Source organism: Mycobacterium sp., assembly GCF_036488105.1.
Lineage (GTDB): Bacteria > Actinomycetota > Actinomycetes > Mycobacteriales > Mycobacteriaceae > Mycobacterium.
This window is the reverse complement of record NZ_DASXHW010000317.1, coordinates 1-15,129: the sequence shown is the minus strand read 5'-3', so window position 1 is coordinate 15,129 and position 15,129 is coordinate 1. Positions and strand designations below refer to the sequence as shown.

Sequence of the window (15,129 nt, the reverse complement as noted above, 5' to 3'; positions counted from 1 at the left end):
GGCTCGACCTCGTGGAAGACGATGCGCCGAACTTCATGACGAAGCTGATGCCGAAGATTCTTCCCCCCGATCAGTGCGACGAGGTTGGCATGTGGCTGTACGTCGAGACAGCCGGGGAGATAGCGGCATGAGCACCTCGGTCACCCGCGAGTACACCGCCTACGCATATCCGAGCGGCGCACCTCCGGGGGTGATGCGGCTCCGACTGACCTGGGTGGCCGACGACCCGTACGCAGTCGTGATCGCATTCCCCGCCTACCCAGACTTTCCCCTCTGGGCGTTCTCTCGGGAACTACTTGAGCAGGGACTGGACGGACCGGTTGGGATGGGCGATGTGCGCTGCTCGGCGGACCCGCGCGGCTACACGGTCACACTCCTGGGTTCGCGCCACGAGGCTGGCATCTCTGTCGACCTCGTTTTGGAGCGTTCCTGGGTGACCGAATTCCTGGCGGCCACCACTCTTGCGCCCGGTTCGGAACCGTACGGGGATGCCCTTGACTCGGCACTCGCGGAACTGCTCGGCGAAGAGGCGGCATGATCCTAGATCTGTTCGCGGGCCCCGGCGGATGGGACGAGGGGGCCCGACTGGCTGGCTACTCAGGGCCCCTCGTCGGCATTGAGCACAACCGGGACGCCTGCCTCACCGCTACCTGTGCGGGGCACTGGCGGATCCAAGCCGACGTGGCCACCTATCCGACCGCGCCGTTCGCCGGGAAGATCAACGGCCTGATCGCGTCACCGCCCTGCCCCTCCTTCTCTACCGCCGGGTCAGGCGCAGGGAAAGACGACGTTACCAACGTGCTGCGCTTGATCGCCGACTACACCACCGGTCGTGAACCAGGTGACTACGCCTGGGTAGACGAACGCTCTGCTTTGACTGCGCAGCCGATGCGCTACATCGCCGCCCTACGTCCACGGTGGGTTGCGTTGGAGCAGGTGCCGCCGGTGTTGCCGATCTGGCAGTACATGGTCGATCAGTTGTGGGGCATGGGATACCGGGCGTGGTGCGGCATCCTGTCCGCCGAGGAGTACGGGGTGCCTCAGACTCGGAAGCGCGCCATCCTCGTCGCCTCACTCGACGGCCCCGTTGGGCCGCCGCCCCCGACGCGCCAGTCATACAGGTCCGGTCAAGACCCTCAGGTCGACGACGACCTATTCGGGTCACCACTGCCACTTCCGGTGTCGATGGCGGAAGCTCTCGGGTGGGGGTTGAACGACCGACCGTCCTGGACCGTCTCAAGTGGGGGTACGGAGACCGGCGGCGCGGAGGTGTTCGCCAACGCGGCCAACCGAGAGAAGCTCCGCCAGATAGTGGCCATGGCCCCCGCCGGCGCGACATCAACGATGGTTGAGCCACGGCCCGACTCCGATCCGGCGCACACCATCACCGGCAAGGGCACTGCGGCGTGGGTGCTACGTAACGGCACCCAGGACAACGCCTGCGTCCGTGAACTCGACGAACCTGCCGGAACCCTGTTCTTCGGTGGCCGTGGTAACGCCGTCGACTGGGTAGCGGAGCGGCCCGCGACAACGGTATGTGGTGATGCCCGCATCGGGGCGCCGGGGCACAAGGACCGTGCTGGTGGAGAGGCACAGTTCAGTGGCGATTCGGTGCGCGTCACCGTCCAAGAGGCCGGCGTGCTGCAGTCGTTCCCCGTCGACTACCCGTGGTTCGGTACGAAGACCTCCCAGTACCAACAGGTGGGTAACGCTGTTCCCCCGTTGCTGGCTGCCGCCGTCTTGGCGCAGTTCGTCTCTGTCGGACTGGAGGCGGTGGCGTGACGCGCTCAGTGGTGCCCAAGAAGCTGCGGGAGATGGTTGTCGCCAGGGCCGAGTACAGCTGCGACCGATGCGCCCGGCAGCTGATCGGGCAGGTGTACTCACTACAGCACAGGAGGGCCCGCGGCGCCGGCGGCCGCGCAGGGGCGCACACCCCGGCGAACTTGATCGTTTTGTGTGGCACGGCGAACACCCCCGGCTCTTGCCACAACTTTGCGGAAAATACCGGTGAGGGTAGGGCCGAGGCGTACGCCCTGGGCTTCGCGATTCGCGGTGAGGCTCGGGCCCCGGAGGATGTGCCGATCTTCCGCCATCTTCGGGAGTGGGTGATTCCGGGTGATGGGGTGTGGATCCCGTCGTCTGATCCGGACGAACAGGCCGCCGCCTGAGTTTCTAATTAGCCCAAAGTGTTGTATGATTTAGTTCTACAGCACGCGCGACTACCACCCCAGGAGCGCACCAAGTGAGCACCACAGACACACCTGAACCTGCCCATGACCCGCGCGTACCGCTGTTCGCCGAGGCGGAGCCGCCACGCTGTCCCGCATGTCAGGCCGAGTACTTCGCCTGCGAGACAGACTGGCGCGGATGCTGCGTTGAGATGAGGGCCGCGTGAAGGAGTGCATCTGCATAGACCTCGAGACCGCGGGGTTGAACCCGACTCTCCACGAGGTTGTTGAGGTCTCTTGGTGGTGTTTGGACACGGGTGAGAGGGACACCTTCGTTCCGTCCCACTCTCTGGAGCACTTCGAAGGTGCAGCTCTAGATTTGAACGGCTACTACGAGCGCGGCTTATGGCAGCAGTCCCAGTGGGACGAGGACGGTGAGGCGCTCCGTCGCTTCCACGCCGCACTAACAGGACGCCTGATCGTCGGGTCGAACCCGGGGTTCGACGTTTCGTTCCTGAAGCCGCTGTTTACCCGGAACGGGCTAGGCCTTGCGCCTCTGGCGTATCACCCGCTTGACGTGCCCACGTATGCCTGTGGCGTGCTTGGGCGGCCAATCGCCGACAGAGTGGGGCTCACCCAGTTGGCCCGGATCCTGGGTGTAGCCCCCGGCGATCATTCCGCCGCAGAAGACGTTCGGGCCTGTGGCGAGTGTCTGATCGAACTCCAGAATCGCGCCAACTACCTGAGGACGGGCCAGTGAAAACGATCTACACGGATGAGGGTGACCCCGCCAAGAGTCGGGCTGAAGGATTTAATGAGGGTTACGACCAGGGCTTCAACGAAGGCAGGGAAGAGGGCTACGACCAGGGCTACGACTCCGGCTATAGGGCTGGGCGCGCAGACGAGCGCGCCGAGGTCCCAGAGGAGGTTGCGGCGTCGTGAGAATCTTCGTCGACAACGAAAGTCAAACCGTGACTGTGCAGTGGGAGTCGCGGGGGGCCTTCACGGTGCTCCACGATGACAACACGGTGTCCGGCAGGTTCAGTCCGCCGTGGGGTGCCCCGGTGTACGACTCGGACGCACCGTCTCAGGCCGCACGGGAGCACGGGATCTGGCTGGAGGCCCACGAGAAAGGTGCGGAAGCCGGAGCGAAGCACGCGCTGGCCGAGGCTAAGCGGGCGCTGGAGGTAGACAAGAAGGACTCCGGCACTGTTCATGAGGCGATGCGTGAAGCTGGGCGCAGCCACGGACTCGCGGAGAAGGCCTCATGACCGCATTCACTGTAACCGCCGGCGTGCTCCATGAAGCTGCTGAGTGGGCAGCACGGGCGACTCCGGCGAAGTCTCCGATCCCGATCCTGATGGGCTTGCTGATTGATGCGGCGGACGGGCAGCTGGTGTTGTCGGGGTTCGACCTGGAGCGCCGTGCCACAGCCACGATTGATGCGGCGGTTACGAAGCCGGGCCGGATGTTGGTCCCGGCGCGTTTGTTAGTGGATGTGGCGAAGGTGGCCGGTAAGGCCGAGCTCCGTGTCGACGACTCAAGCGGCTCGGTGACGGTGTTGGCGGATCGGGCCAGGTGGACGTTGCCGTCGCTGCAACACGACGAGTACCCGAAACTCCCCGACCAGGGCGACCCTGTCGGCACGGTCAACGCGGGTGATTTGCGCATGGCAGTCCGCAGAGTCATCCATGCTGCTTCAACGGATCCGACGTTGCCGATGCTCACCGGCATCCGCCTGGAGGGGGATGCAACAGAGTTGACGTTGGCGGCGACGAACCGTTTTCAGATGGCCGCCGCAGTCATCCCCTGGTCCCCCACCAAACCCGACGAACCGTTCGAAATGTTGGTTCCGGCTGATCTGTTGGGTGTGGCCACACGGGCCGCTGGGAGCGACGCAGACACCCTCACATTGACCACCGCTGGTGGCCACTTGCTCGGCTTGGAAACCCCCGGACACTTGACCACAGGGCGCGTGTTGGACTGCGAGTTTCCCCGGTGGCGGCCGTTGATGGACCGGGCCGCACCAACTGGCCGTCACATCAGCCTCGTCACCGCCGACATGTTGCGGGCCATCACCCAAGCGTCAACCACAGCCACCGACCGCACCGACCAGTTGACGTTGACCGTCACCAAAGACCTTGTGCAGGTCACCGTAACCGGCGACGACCGATCCTCCGTCATCGAATTCCCCGCTGACACTGAGGGGGAGGACATCGTCATTGCGTTCAACAGTCGGTACCTCAAGGACGCGTTGGATGCGTGCGCTTCGGAGCGCGCGACCATCCACTTCGGGGAGTCCAACACCCGGCCCGCCCTCGCCGTGGGAGACGACCCAGGCTCGTACCGTCACTTGGTGATGCCCGTCAAACTCCCGGGGGCAGCTGCATGACCGGCGAGCCGTACGAATCGTGGCTGAAGAACCCACCACTCGGGCACAGCCAAATCCTGAGCATCAAGTACTCCCCGGGTCGTGACGCTGCCCGGGAGCGGGCAGCGAAGGCTGATCGGGAACGTGAGGCGGCGGAGTTCGAGGAGAAGAAACGGGCTGTGGCGGCTGAACACGCCGCCAACCTTGAGGGCCCGAACGATCTTCGCCGTGCCGTCCTCGCTCTGCACTACCCGGAGGTGGTGAGCAGCTACACCCACCGGCATGTGTGCATGGAGTGCCGGCCGGAGGGTTACGAGTTCGAAGAGGTGTATTGGCCGTGCGACACCTACATCCTGGCCCGCGACTGGGCGGACACGCCTTGAGTCGGGAGCAGTTGAGCAGGGAGCAGGAGCTACGCCGCCGCGGTGTCCGCTACGGACGCACCAAACCCGACCTGGACTTGGACAGTGTCAAACGCCGTGTCGGGAACGCCATACGGGAGCTGCGCTTGCAGGCGGGCATCACGCAGAAGGAGTTGGCCGAGGCCATGGTCAACGCCGGTCACACCACCTGGACCAACGACACCGTCAGCCGCATCCAGCGCGGCAGGAACCGCACGCCGCACTTGGATGAGCTGCTGGCGTTGTCCCGGATCTTCGGGGTCACCGCCGACGACCTTTTGGTCAGCGCACTCGGCGAACCAAATTTGCACCCCACCCTGCACCCTCCTCCCCTGCAAACCCGCCCAAGGAGGGCGACGACGCCGGGTTGGGCTTGGGTTCTTCGCGGGGAGGTAACGGCACTGCGGGCCAAGGTCGCAGCGTGCCGTTGTCAAGAGTGCCATGAGGGGGAGACACCGTGAGGAAGAGTTGGGCGCCGGAACTTCCCGCGCCGGCCCACTACCCCGGCGTTGTGCTTGAGGTCCACGACAACGACCGCGCGGACATTCTCCTGTTCAGCGGTCAACAGCCGGTCACGCTGCCGAACATTCCGCATCTGCCGTGGATGGAACTCAAACACGGCTACCAGGTGGTGGTGTCAACGTTTGGGCATGAATGCTGCGTGACGGCGGTGATCGGGTTCATGACTGATGAGCAGATCGCCGGCACCTACAAACTGGCTGATGAGGAGACGTCGTGACCGAGGAAGAGGCGTTCCCGCACGGCCCAGACGACCCGTGCACGTGCGACGGCTGCTGGGCGTGCAATGGCCGCATTGTCGGGTGTACGTGTGACATCACCTGGGATTGGAAACACTGATGGCCGCCGCAGGAGACACCGTGACCGAAACAGGTGCCGATCCCTGTCCTCGCTGTGGTGGGCCGCGCACGATGGATGACGACCAAATGACCATCCGCTGCGCTCACTGCGCCACTGACCCTTCGGCGTTGTGGGAGTTCAACATCAAACGTTCCCCGGAGGTGTGGGGGATCGTGTTCAAGCTGGTCGAGCACTGGGACGCAATTAAAATCCCGGCGGACGAGTTGGTTTGGACCGAGGCGGAGCAGCTGATGGAGAAACTCACCACCGCCGTGAAGAGGCCGACGTGAACACCGAGAGGGTGCGTGGTGTCGATTACTCCCCGGGTTGTGGCGACCCTGAGTGCCCGTGTGGGCGCCAGGGTTTGGTGTGTGAGGAGTTCATGGGCATCCCCGGGGAGTACCGGTTGTCTATCCCGTTCTGCCCCCGCTGCGGGTGGCATCTGAAGCACCATCCGGCCGCCGAGGAGACACCGTGACTGACTTTCCCGGCGGAACGCCAGAATCGATGCGGATCAGCGGGTTCACAACGGAGCGGCCGAAGGTAACGGTTGCGGTTGCCGATGAGGGGGGGATGCCAGCCGGGCAGCAGTGGGTGTGCAAGGGCGGCGACTACCCGTGTGTCGCGCATGTGCCCACCGACAAGTGGGTTGTGATCCACAACCCAGGGGATCCGACACCACAACTGGACGAGGAGGCGCCGTGACTGATCACGCATACGCGCATGTTCCTCTGGGGGAGTTGGCACGGCAGATCGCCTACAACGCCACCGTGATCGCCTCTACTTCCCCGGAGCGGCTCGTCGCCGTCCACGAAGACCTGCTAGAGGCCGCCGATCTGATCATCGCGGCGGCGGAGTATCTGGAGGAGGAGGGTGCGGCGCGGGCACCTTCTGTCGCACCTGATGGCGGTGCGGCGTTTTTGGCGTTGCCCCCAGTTAGGCATTGACCGTACCTAAGGTGCGGGCTATAGTACGTTCCATACCCGGTCAACCACCCCGACCGGCCACCAAACGAGGCACCATGCAGGCAATCTGCGAACGCTGCTACAGCCCGATCGGCACCGAGAAATTCATCCGGCTCGGACACATCGTCAGCGTGCGCCCAGACGGTGAACCCCTCTACACCTGGTCCTACCTGCACACATACGACCCCACCACGGGCGGCTGCGTAAGCATCGACGCCCCCGCCGACGCCGCATAGAAGGGTCCCAACATGCCATGGTTTCGCCTCCTGGCCGGCTCCGTAGCCCTAGCAATCCTCGCCGCCGTCTACATGCGCTTCAGCCTGGGCTGGTTCATCTTCGTGGCCGTCTGGTACCTGATCTGCGCCCTGATCGGCGAGTACATCCGGCGACACCCACAGAAGTTCGGCGCATGACCACAACCCTGACCGGCCTACGGAAGTGGCTGCAAAGCCTCCGCGACCAACGCCAACCCGACCACACCGTCATCTGCCAGTACCCCGGGTGCCGGCAACACTTCGACACCTACCCCGATATGTGGCGCCACCAAGAACGGGAACACTGACCATGACCACCACGAAGCGCGTCGGACTGCTCGTCGCCTGCGCCATCGCCACAACGCTGCTCACCGGTTGTGCCGCGTACCGCCCGACCGGCGCCTTCGGCATCTACTTCGAGAACTCGTTCCTATACAGCTGCGAACTGCGGGCGCGGGCCGCGTACTGCGGCTGCGTGTTGGGCTACATGGAACAGAACCTGTCCGAGCAGCAGGTCGAGGCCGACTTCCAGACCGGCGGGGTCACGCCCGATATTCAACCCGGTGTCAACGCATGCCAACTGGCGTACTTCTAAGGAGGTCAGCGATGGGTGACTGGTTCACCGCCGCGCAACGCGACTACGACAACGCCACACCCGCCTATCTCGAAGCCGACGACCGCCCCTGCGAAGAGTGCGGGGTGCCGGGCGAAGACCACTGCGAAGACTGCGGCGACTGCGACTGCACCTGCGACGACGAGGAGGACGCCTGATGCCCTGGGTGAAGCTGGTCCACGACTGCACCATGCCGCGAATCAGCCATGAGCAGGTCGGATCGGTCTGGGAATGCGACCAACCCGGCTGTGGGCGCCACTGGGAGTTCGCCGGCTGGACACCCGGCGAGGAGCCCGACTGGCAACGGGCCGACTGGACGACACAAACCGAACGGACCTGCCCCCTGACGGACCCTAACGAGAGGCACCACGAATGACGCATGCGATCCGGAGCGCGACATGGGCGGCGGTCCTGCTCGTCATCTTCGTCGTGGTCGAGGCGAAGATTCACAACGGCGACCCGGCGTGGATCGTTAACACACTCCGCCCCGCCTGGGTCTGGGCCGTGGACGTCACCCAGCAAATCGCCGCACCAGTCCAGTGAGCGTCAGCCGCCCCCGCTGGTCACCCCGCAAACGCATCCGCCTCTTCGGCGGCCGGGCCTTCGGTGTTGTCCTCAACCTCAGCCGAGGCAAACAAGACGGCCCCGGACCGTCCGGTCTCATCCGGGGGTTCCTCCACAGCGGATGGTCCCTGTCGTTCAACCTCCTCGGCGCAACGTTCAACACCCGCGGCCGGTACAGCATCGACGGTCCCGGGGTCGCCGACTTCCGAGGAACCTGGAAAAACCCGAGCGTGAAAACCCGGCGTGATTCACGCGGGCCAAGAGTGAATGCCAACGGCGAGATTCACGGCCGCGCCCCACGCCGAGCTCGCGGCACCAACCCGCACCTGTGCGGCATGAGATGGCACGGCGGCGCACCGTGCATCCTGCCCGCTGACCACGAGGACGAGTGGCACTTCCCTGGCCCAGCCTCAGGTGAGCCAGCATGGAAGTTCACAGCTGACACGAGCCGCCCGTGGTGGCGGCGCTGACCACGCGCACACCTGACAGCACACAGCCCGGCCGAGAACATCGGCCGGGCTGTTGTCGCTGTGGGTGACCATCGCACTGGCCCGCTACCGTCAGGGCTTAGGCACTGCGTGCGGCTGTGCGGTGCGGATCTGCCTCGCGCGTAACGCGCGCCGGTGCGCGTGCGCACGCGCGAGGCTGCCAGCATAACACGCCCTACGGAGACCACCACTCTCCGTCACCATTCGGGGCCACCTTGCCAGCCTTCTGAAGCCGCCCCAACGACCGATTCACCTTGTCCCGAGTCACATCCAACTGCGCCGCGATAGCCGACGCACCGATGCTGCCCTGATGTGACGGGGGCACCTCGTGAAGCACCTTCGCGTCCAGAACGGCCAAGGATTCACGGCGCGACATCCCCACAGGCTTCGGGGGAATCACAGGGTCCGGCGCTGGGGGAATCACGCGCTGAGCTGCGTGATTTTCACGCACAACACGGAGGCGCGGGAACGCCCCCTCAGGGGGTGAAACTTCCTGGTAAGCCCCCGTGCGCGCGGTATCACCGAGCGGGACAGCCGCAGTGTTTCCCGCGAGAATCACGGCCGACTGGTGATCAAGCGGCTGGCGTTTGGCCGACGCCGCACGGATCAAATCAAGGCGCTGGCGGGCCGGCACGTACAAGCCCTTCGCCACCCTCGGGGTTTGGTGTGTGGCGTCCCGGTCGCGCAACAGGTAGGTGCCGATGGTGAGCGGTGTGGAGTCCCACCCCTCAGCCCGATCTGACCCCCACAGCGTTTTCGACTGCTGCTGTGACAGGCCCAGCCCGATGGTTCCCGTGAGGGCGCCGCGCAGCTCCGTCGACCCCACATCTGTGACGGTGGGGTTCTGCGCACCCAAGATCAACCACACACCGACCTTGCGACCCTTGTTCGCCAACCGCTCCAACACCGTGATCACATCCAGCTTGTCCTGCTTCGCCGCCTTGATCAGATCCGGGAACTCATCAATGATGAAAAACAGCCACGGCATGTCCGGGGACGGCTCGAGCACGTCGATCAGCTGGCCCTCCCGCTTCATCTGCGACAGAAGACCCTCGCGGTACTCGATGACCCGGAAGACCCGCCAAACCAGATCGAGCGCGGCACGCACATCCGTGGCCAACGGGGCGGCGAACACGGACTCCCAGATCCCGAAAGTTGCGCCGGACGCCAAGTCGGCTGCGATGACCCGGGCGTCCGCGTAGGCCAAAATCCAGGCGAGCAAAGATTCAAGGAAGGCAGATTTCCCGGAGCCGGTGGCACCAACCGCCAGGAGGTGCTGCCCAATCTTGAGGCGATCCTCGGAGGCATCCTCATACTTGCCGACTATCGGCGTGGGCGTCTTAGACAGCAGCATCGACCCGACCGGTGGCAACGGGTGGATCAGTGCACCGTTCCACGGGTCGCGCGGCACGACCCGCACCAAAACCCGCCGGGCGGCGGCCTTGTCAACCGCAACCGTGACCGCCCCAGGGCGCAGGCCGAGAGTCGACGCCACCCGCACAGCATCGCTACCGACCTGTCCAACCGTCAGCGACGGCCGCAACCGGACCTCCAAGGTGGTGGCCTTACGGTTCCCCGTTACCTCCGTGACGCGGCTCCCGTGCCACGGCTTTAAGTCTTCGCAGCCCTCCACGCGCTTCCACCGCCGCGCCCACACATTCACAGGCTTACGGCGGCGGAAACCCCGGTGCCACCACCACGGCACACCAAGCGCCGCGAGCAGGGCAAGCAATCCCATCTGAACGTCCGGGGTCCAGCCGTACTGCATCCGCGCCGACAACCAACTACCGCCACCGAGGAACAGCAGGCACAGGTACCCGCGCTCGGTGGGGCGGTCCAACACGCCCTGTTTGCCGTCATCCAACGACGACGGCACTAGGTGCAGCCACAAGTACTGGGCGTGCGGTGACAGCTTCTCCCCCACGAACCACAGGACGGATGCCACGACCAGGCCCAGGCTGATCGGGACAGCCCAGTATTGCGACCACCCCGACCCCGCCCACCCGACCACCAGGAACGCCACACACCACCACAGCGGCATCAGCCCGGCACGGAACCGCCACGCAGCTTTGACCGCGTGCCGCAACGCCAACCCCAGGCCCAAGCCGAACAGTTCAACCGCACCCATCTTCGACAACTTCGACAACGACGGCGACTTCTTACGCGCCTTGACTCGGGTCACCACTAGCGCCACCCCCAACGTTGCGCCTCAACCCGCTCATCATCGTCGTGACCAGTGCAGCAAGCTATGCAAAACCCACACGCCTGGGGGCAAAACGAAATCCGCTTACCGCACGCATCACAACGAGGGGGCGGACGCCCACCCGCAGCGCCCACCCCCACACCCCGCAAAAAGTCAGCGAGTACGCCCATCGGCCTTCCTCAACCGGCGCTGCCGCTTCTGCACCTTCGCAACCTGCTCAACCAACAGGCTCGCCACGATGAGCAGCACCATCAGCGCCACGGCGGAGTACAGAAGCGCCGACCAATCACCGTCCCGGATCACATGATTCAGCACCAACCCGATCGGGGTGCCGATGAACGGCACTGCCAGCGGCCATCCGTCGCTCAACCCCGCCGTCCGGTATGTGCCCAGTCGTTCGGACCAGTGCGCACCCTCAACAACGGTGAGTCCGGTGCCCGCGGCGTCCCTGCCGGCCAAGGGGGACGCCGCGGGCGTTGGGGTGGGGGCGGTCTGTGCGGCGGTCAGACTCATCAGTGCAGCTCCTACGAGGAGGTCGGTGGTTGCTCAGAGTCGCCAGGGCTTCCACCGGGGAGGGAGATCCCGGGTCCTAGGCCAGCTGGCGACCCCGAGCTGCCCACAGTGTTGCATTGTCAGATCGCAATCCGCAAGCTATTGTTTGACGAGATCGGTACGCAGCGGGAACACTGGCTGAGGCGCATCCGGTTCGGGAGGGAGACCCCGATGAACAAGGTCTTGAGGAACGTGTTCTGCGGTACGGGCCCTAGCTGCCCCACGATCGAACGTTCGGACGAGGGGGGGATAGAGATGATCGGCGAGGTCGTCGAAGACCCAACCCTGCCCGAAAACGAGGCCCGGATCCACTGGACCGAGAGCGAAGCCCGGCGGATCGCCCCCGAGTTCGTTGGCTCAGACATCCCAGACCTCGGCGACTACCTGGGCGAGCGGCACCGCGCGGACCTCCTGCGCGTCCAGACCCTGGAGTACTACGGGGTGCCATCTGACGACGAGGACTACCTGCGGTACGTCAACGGAGACGCCACACCCATTTCGCCGTACCGGGAACCCTGGTACCGGCAACTCCGTGACGACCGGGCCGCTGGCAAGATCTGGCGGAATGTCCACATCGTGAACCTGCCGCTCAACGACTACCTGCGGTACCAGTTCGAGTGGTGCTACGCCTACAACGTGCGCGCAGGAATGGACGTACGGATTCTTGACACCACCGCCTACCCGGAGGCCGCACGGTTCTTCACCGCCCGCGACTTCTACGTGATCGACGGCCTGGAGGCTGTCGAGATGCGTTACACCGAGGACGGCACCTACGTGGGCGCCGTATCCGCGCCCAGCGCATCAACCAACCCCTACGCGACTGTCGCGGAACTCGCCTGGGCCATGGCCACCCCGTTCGACCAGTGGTGGGCCAAGCACCCGGAGTTTCACCGCGACGGACGCATGGCCGCCTGATCAGGAGCACGATGGCGAACGGACAGACCGGCGGCCGCGACGCGCTCTCGCAAAGCCTGCGAGATGCGCAAGCGGCTGCTGGCCTGTCCGGCAAGGAGACAGCGGCTAAGACCGGGCTCCTTGCATCGAAGGTGTCCCGACTCCTCGCCGGTAAGCAGGTGCCAACCGAGGCCGACGTTGTCGCCCTGGCTGAGGCGTTCAATGTTCCCGCCGCCGAGCGGCGCCGAATCCTAAGCATGGCACGAGACGTCAAGGCGGAAAACAAGCGCGTCGTCGCCTACCGTGACCCGGCCGCGATCCAGGCACGCATCGGCCGCGTCGAGCGGAACTCCGCGCTCATTCGCGAGTTCTCCCCCAATATCATTCCCGGCCTACTCCAGTCCCCCGGCTACGCCCGGACGCTCATGGAGTCCGCAGGCTGGGGCGCCGAGGACACGGAGCGCGCGATCGCCGGGCGCCTTGAGCGGCAGCTCCTCCTAGACAAGGACACTGAGCCTCGGCGGTGGCTGATCCTCCTCACCGAGGGTGCGCTGGGCTGGGCACTTGGGCCGCCGGCCGTGATGCTGGAGCAGATCGACCGCATTTCTGTGGCCACTTACCGCGTCAATGCGAGGGTGGGCATCGTCCCGTTCGGACAGCCCGCCAAGGTGGCCCCACTGCACTCCTGGGACCTCTACGACGAGCGGTTCGTCGTGGTCGGCACCCTGACGAACACTGCGTTCCTGGAGGAGGCGCGCGACATTCGGCAGTACGTCGAGCTGACCAATGAACTGGAAGCTCTCGCCAAATATGGACCCGAGGCCCGCGAGATCCTCACTAAGGTCGCCGACCGCTACCGCAGTCTGTGATTGCGGCGTGTCGGCTACGGCGATAGCCCCAAAGCTGACCGACCAACTGGAGCAGGAGTCTCTGATGCCTAAACTCCCCGAACGCGCCATGGGCCCCCTGAACGAGGAGCCGGTGAGCATCCGGCCGCCGTTCGAGCAGCGGCCACCAGCTGCACCGTTCGACCCAGACGCCAAGCGGCGGCGGGCCTCGATCCGTGCCGACCGGATCGCCGCCATCTCCGAAGCCCTGGCCGGGGTGGAACTGGGCGAGTACGACCGAAAGATGATCGAGTGGATGGCCGGGTGGGACGAACCGACCATCGGGACATGGGTGTCACTGCTGTACCGGACCCGCCGCGCTGGTGAAGCCCGATGACTGCGGCGTGTCGGCTATAGCGATAGCCCACACCGCCATACGCTGTCCGGCATACCCCGACACCGAAGGGCGCCGAACTGTGGCCTCACTCCCCCGCGCTAAAGGCACCCCCGACGCCGCAGCCGCCAAAATCGTCGAAGCAATCCGCAACTACGCCCGCCAAACCCCATCCCACGAGCGCGACGCGAACATCGAACGCATCCGCGGGCTACACCACATCTTCGACGCCGCTAGGGACAGCCTCGACGTCGGCCTGGCCGTGGTGAACGCCCCCGGCCCCGGGAAGGTCAGCTACCGGAAAGCCGACGCCGAAATCGGCATCCACTGGGACACCGTGAAGTACCACGTTGATCACGGCAAAGCGCTCCTAGCCGAGGAGAAAGCCGCATGAGCCACGCGTTGGCCGAGCCCCCAGCGGAGCGCACCAGGTGGCTGCGCCGCTTAGTGCTCCAGGGCATCACCGTCGTCATCCTGGGCTGGGTGTCCTACGGCTCCCACGAAGTACTCACGTGGATCGGGATGCCGTGGTGGCCGGCGTGGCTGTACCCCGCCATCGTCGACCTTGCCGTCCTGTATGTGACCCCGTTCGCGGTGGACGCCGAGCTCCCCGACAGCCAGCAGTGGCCGCTGCGGCGGCACGCAAAGGGCACCCGCCGGATGATCCTGCCGGTGGTGACCTTGTTCAACATCCTGCACATGCTGCTGTTCGTGCAACAACACCAGCCGTCCGTCCCCGAACCAGGCATGGAAGTTGCCACCAATGTGGTCGCCTACGTCATCGCCATCATCGCCGGCTGTATCCCTGTTGCGGTGTACGCCCGGGTCACCACCCTGGAAACCATGGACAAGGCACTGGAGGTGCATCTCAGCGCGGAAGCCCGACGCGCTGTGGCGCAGAACATGGAGCAGAAACGTCTAAACGACGAGCAGTTCGCGCGTCAGCAGGAAGCGGACCAGGCGGCCCACGACCGGAAGATGGAGCAACTCCAGGCCGAGACCGACGCCAATTTGGCGGCACAGGAACAGGCGCGGATCGCGCGGGAATCCCGCCGTGAATCCCGCAGTGAAACCCGCGCAACCCCCGCGGCAGTGCGGAGTGAATCTCCCCGCGTGAACAACGGGAACCCGCAGGTCACAGAGCTACTGGCGGCCAACCCCAAGCTCGAGGATCTCGTCGCGGCACTCCCCCCGGGGAAGAAGGGCGACCGGGTGAAGGCGCTGCTACAGAACGCCTGGAACGCGGGCATCGACCTGAACGGCACCGACGCGGCCCGCCTGGTGGGGTGCGAGGCGACGACCGGTCGGAAGGCTGCGATCGCGTTGAAGGCGGAGGGGTGGTCCCCGTCGGAACGCCCCCACCTGGTTGCGCTGGGTCGCAGCTAAAGTTATGCGACCCTAACGTGGATAGAAACACAAAAAGAGCCCGGCGAGTCCGCTTATCAAACGGACGCGCCGGGCTTCTTGTTTCAAAGTGAGACAAATTCGGGTCAGCCCGTTAAGGCGGCCAGAAAGATATGTGCTAGCTGTCAAGAACTTAAGCGTGAGATAACGAAGAGGCCCCTACGCTGGGGAGA

At 65.1% G+C, this 15,129-nt stretch carries 28 protein-coding genes; 26 read left to right on the top strand and 2 right to left on the bottom strand.

Annotated elements, in window-relative coordinates; translation table 11 throughout:
* Positions 1-127: 127 nt before the first annotated feature.
* The 21 genes from VGH54_RS16835 (at position 128) to VGH54_RS16735 (ending at position 8,173) form a co-directional block, all read left to right on the top strand.
* A complete protein-coding gene (locus tag VGH54_RS16835) occupies positions 128-538 on the top strand; it encodes an SsgA family sporulation/cell division regulator (protein WP_331513215.1) in 411 nt (136 codons plus the stop codon).
* Positions 535-1,782 carry a DNA cytosine methyltransferase gene (locus tag VGH54_RS16830; protein ID WP_331513214.1) on the top strand — a complete coding sequence of 416 codons (1,248 nt, stop codon included), beginning with the start codon at positions 535-537 and terminating at the stop codon, positions 1,780-1,782. Before VGH54_RS16835 ends, VGH54_RS16830 begins: the two co-directional genes overlap by 4 nt.
* Complete coding sequence (locus tag VGH54_RS16825) at positions 1,779-2,168, top strand: hypothetical protein (protein WP_331513213.1); 390 nt, start codon at positions 1,779-1,781, stop codon at positions 2,166-2,168. The genes VGH54_RS16830 and VGH54_RS16825 overlap by 4 nt, the downstream gene beginning before the upstream one ends.
* 223 nt (positions 2,169-2,391) lie before the next feature.
* The gene (locus VGH54_RS16820) at positions 2,392-2,928 is read left to right on the top strand and encodes a 3'-5' exonuclease (protein ID WP_331513212.1); all 537 of its coding nucleotides are present in this window, start codon (positions 2,392-2,394) and stop codon (positions 2,926-2,928) included.
* Complete coding sequence (locus VGH54_RS16815; RefSeq protein WP_331513211.1) at positions 2,925-3,110, top strand: hypothetical protein; 186 nt, start codon at positions 2,925-2,927, stop codon at positions 3,108-3,110. The genes VGH54_RS16820 and VGH54_RS16815 overlap by 4 nt, the downstream gene beginning before the upstream one ends.
* Entirely contained in the window at positions 3,107-3,439 is a 333-nt protein-coding gene (locus tag VGH54_RS16810; RefSeq protein ID WP_331513210.1) for a hypothetical protein, read from the top strand. Before VGH54_RS16815 ends, VGH54_RS16810 begins: the two co-directional genes overlap by 4 nt.
* Positions 3,436-4,560, top strand: a complete 1,125-nt coding sequence (dnaN, locus tag VGH54_RS16805; RefSeq protein ID WP_331513209.1) for a DNA polymerase III subunit beta — start codon at positions 3,436-3,438, stop codon at positions 4,558-4,560. The genes VGH54_RS16810 and dnaN overlap by 4 nt, the downstream gene beginning before the upstream one ends.
* Positions 4,557-4,922 (top strand): hypothetical protein, encoded by a 366-nt coding sequence (locus tag VGH54_RS16800; protein ID WP_331513208.1) that lies wholly within the window; start codon positions 4,557-4,559, stop codon positions 4,920-4,922. Before dnaN ends, VGH54_RS16800 begins: the two co-directional genes overlap by 4 nt.
* The gene (locus VGH54_RS16795) at positions 4,919-5,401 is read left to right on the top strand and encodes a helix-turn-helix transcriptional regulator (protein WP_331513207.1); all 483 of its coding nucleotides are present in this window, start codon (positions 4,919-4,921) and stop codon (positions 5,399-5,401) included. Before VGH54_RS16800 ends, VGH54_RS16795 begins: the two co-directional genes overlap by 4 nt.
* On the top strand, positions 5,398-5,679 hold the full coding sequence (locus VGH54_RS16790; protein ID WP_331513206.1) for a hypothetical protein: 282 nt from the start codon (positions 5,398-5,400) through the stop codon (positions 5,677-5,679). Before VGH54_RS16795 ends, VGH54_RS16790 begins: the two co-directional genes overlap by 4 nt.
* A 139-nt stretch (positions 5,680-5,818) precedes the next feature.
* Positions 5,819-6,088 (top strand): hypothetical protein, encoded by a 270-nt coding sequence (locus VGH54_RS16785; RefSeq protein ID WP_331513205.1) that lies wholly within the window; start codon positions 5,819-5,821, stop codon positions 6,086-6,088.
* Positions 6,085-6,276 (top strand): hypothetical protein, encoded by a 192-nt coding sequence (locus VGH54_RS16780; RefSeq protein ID WP_331513203.1) that lies wholly within the window; start codon positions 6,085-6,087, stop codon positions 6,274-6,276. The genes VGH54_RS16785 and VGH54_RS16780 overlap by 4 nt, the downstream gene beginning before the upstream one ends.
* Positions 6,273-6,503, top strand: coding sequence for a hypothetical protein (locus tag VGH54_RS16775; RefSeq protein ID WP_331513202.1), 231 nt, complete (start codon positions 6,273-6,275; stop codon positions 6,501-6,503). Before VGH54_RS16780 ends, VGH54_RS16775 begins: the two co-directional genes overlap by 4 nt.
* Positions 6,500-6,745, top strand: coding sequence for a hypothetical protein (locus VGH54_RS16770; RefSeq protein WP_331513201.1), 246 nt, complete (start codon positions 6,500-6,502; stop codon positions 6,743-6,745). Before VGH54_RS16775 ends, VGH54_RS16770 begins: the two co-directional genes overlap by 4 nt.
* 74 nt (positions 6,746-6,819) lie before the next feature.
* Positions 6,820-6,999, top strand: a complete 180-nt coding sequence (locus VGH54_RS16765; RefSeq protein ID WP_331513200.1) for a hypothetical protein — start codon at positions 6,820-6,822, stop codon at positions 6,997-6,999.
* Between the two features lie 12 nt (positions 7,000-7,011).
* A complete protein-coding gene (locus tag VGH54_RS16760; protein WP_331513199.1) occupies positions 7,012-7,176 on the top strand; it encodes a hypothetical protein in 165 nt (54 codons plus the stop codon).
* A complete protein-coding gene (locus VGH54_RS16755) occupies positions 7,173-7,325 on the top strand; it encodes a hypothetical protein (protein WP_331513198.1) in 153 nt (50 codons plus the stop codon). Before VGH54_RS16760 ends, VGH54_RS16755 begins: the two co-directional genes overlap by 4 nt.
* Before the next feature lie 2 nt (positions 7,326-7,327).
* Positions 7,328-7,612 (top strand): hypothetical protein, encoded by a 285-nt coding sequence (locus VGH54_RS16750; protein WP_331513197.1) that lies wholly within the window; start codon positions 7,328-7,330, stop codon positions 7,610-7,612.
* An 11-nt stretch (positions 7,613-7,623) separates the two neighbouring features.
* Complete coding sequence (locus VGH54_RS16745; RefSeq protein WP_331513196.1) at positions 7,624-7,788, top strand: hypothetical protein; 165 nt, start codon at positions 7,624-7,626, stop codon at positions 7,786-7,788.
* Positions 7,788-8,006 carry a hypothetical protein gene (locus VGH54_RS16740; protein WP_331513195.1) on the top strand — a complete coding sequence of 73 codons (219 nt, stop codon included), beginning with the start codon at positions 7,788-7,790 and terminating at the stop codon, positions 8,004-8,006. Before VGH54_RS16745 ends, VGH54_RS16740 begins: the two co-directional genes overlap by 1 nt.
* Entirely contained in the window at positions 8,003-8,173 is a 171-nt protein-coding gene (locus VGH54_RS16735) for a hypothetical protein (protein ID WP_331513194.1), read from the top strand. Before VGH54_RS16740 ends, VGH54_RS16735 begins: the two co-directional genes overlap by 4 nt.
* Before the next feature lie 684 nt (positions 8,174-8,857).
* Here the strand turns inward: VGH54_RS16735 and VGH54_RS16730 are convergent.
* Together VGH54_RS16730 and VGH54_RS16725 are read right to left on the bottom strand one after the other, a co-directional pair.
* On the bottom strand, positions 8,858-10,864 hold the full coding sequence (locus tag VGH54_RS16730) for an FtsK/SpoIIIE domain-containing protein (RefSeq protein WP_331513193.1): 2,007 nt from the start codon (positions 10,862-10,864) through the stop codon (positions 8,858-8,860).
* A 174-nt stretch (positions 10,865-11,038) separates the two neighbouring features.
* Positions 11,039-11,398, bottom strand: coding sequence for a hypothetical protein (locus VGH54_RS16725; RefSeq protein WP_331513192.1), 360 nt, complete (start codon positions 11,396-11,398; stop codon positions 11,039-11,041).
* A 210-nt stretch (positions 11,399-11,608) separates the two neighbouring features.
* On the opposite strand from VGH54_RS16725, the gene VGH54_RS16720 reads away from it, so the two are divergent.
* The 5 genes from VGH54_RS16720 (at position 11,609) to VGH54_RS16700 (ending at position 14,938) form a co-directional block, all read left to right on the top strand.
* Positions 11,609-12,352, top strand: a complete 744-nt coding sequence (locus tag VGH54_RS16720) for a DUF6879 family protein (RefSeq protein ID WP_331513191.1) — start codon at positions 11,609-11,611, stop codon at positions 12,350-12,352.
* An 11-nt stretch (positions 12,353-12,363) separates the two neighbouring features.
* The gene (locus VGH54_RS16715) at positions 12,364-13,200 is read left to right on the top strand and encodes a helix-turn-helix transcriptional regulator (RefSeq protein ID WP_331513190.1); all 837 of its coding nucleotides are present in this window, start codon (positions 12,364-12,366) and stop codon (positions 13,198-13,200) included.
* A 64-nt stretch (positions 13,201-13,264) separates the two neighbouring features.
* On the top strand, positions 13,265-13,555 hold the full coding sequence (locus VGH54_RS16710) for a hypothetical protein (RefSeq protein ID WP_331513189.1): 291 nt from the start codon (positions 13,265-13,267) through the stop codon (positions 13,553-13,555).
* A 79-nt stretch (positions 13,556-13,634) separates the two neighbouring features.
* Positions 13,635-13,946, top strand: coding sequence for a hypothetical protein (locus tag VGH54_RS16705; RefSeq protein ID WP_331513188.1), 312 nt, complete (start codon positions 13,635-13,637; stop codon positions 13,944-13,946).
* The gene (locus VGH54_RS16700; protein ID WP_331513187.1) at positions 13,943-14,938 is read left to right on the top strand and encodes a hypothetical protein; all 996 of its coding nucleotides are present in this window, start codon (positions 13,943-13,945) and stop codon (positions 14,936-14,938) included. The genes VGH54_RS16705 and VGH54_RS16700 overlap by 4 nt, the downstream gene beginning before the upstream one ends.
* The last annotated feature ends 191 nt before the right edge of the window (positions 14,939-15,129 follow it).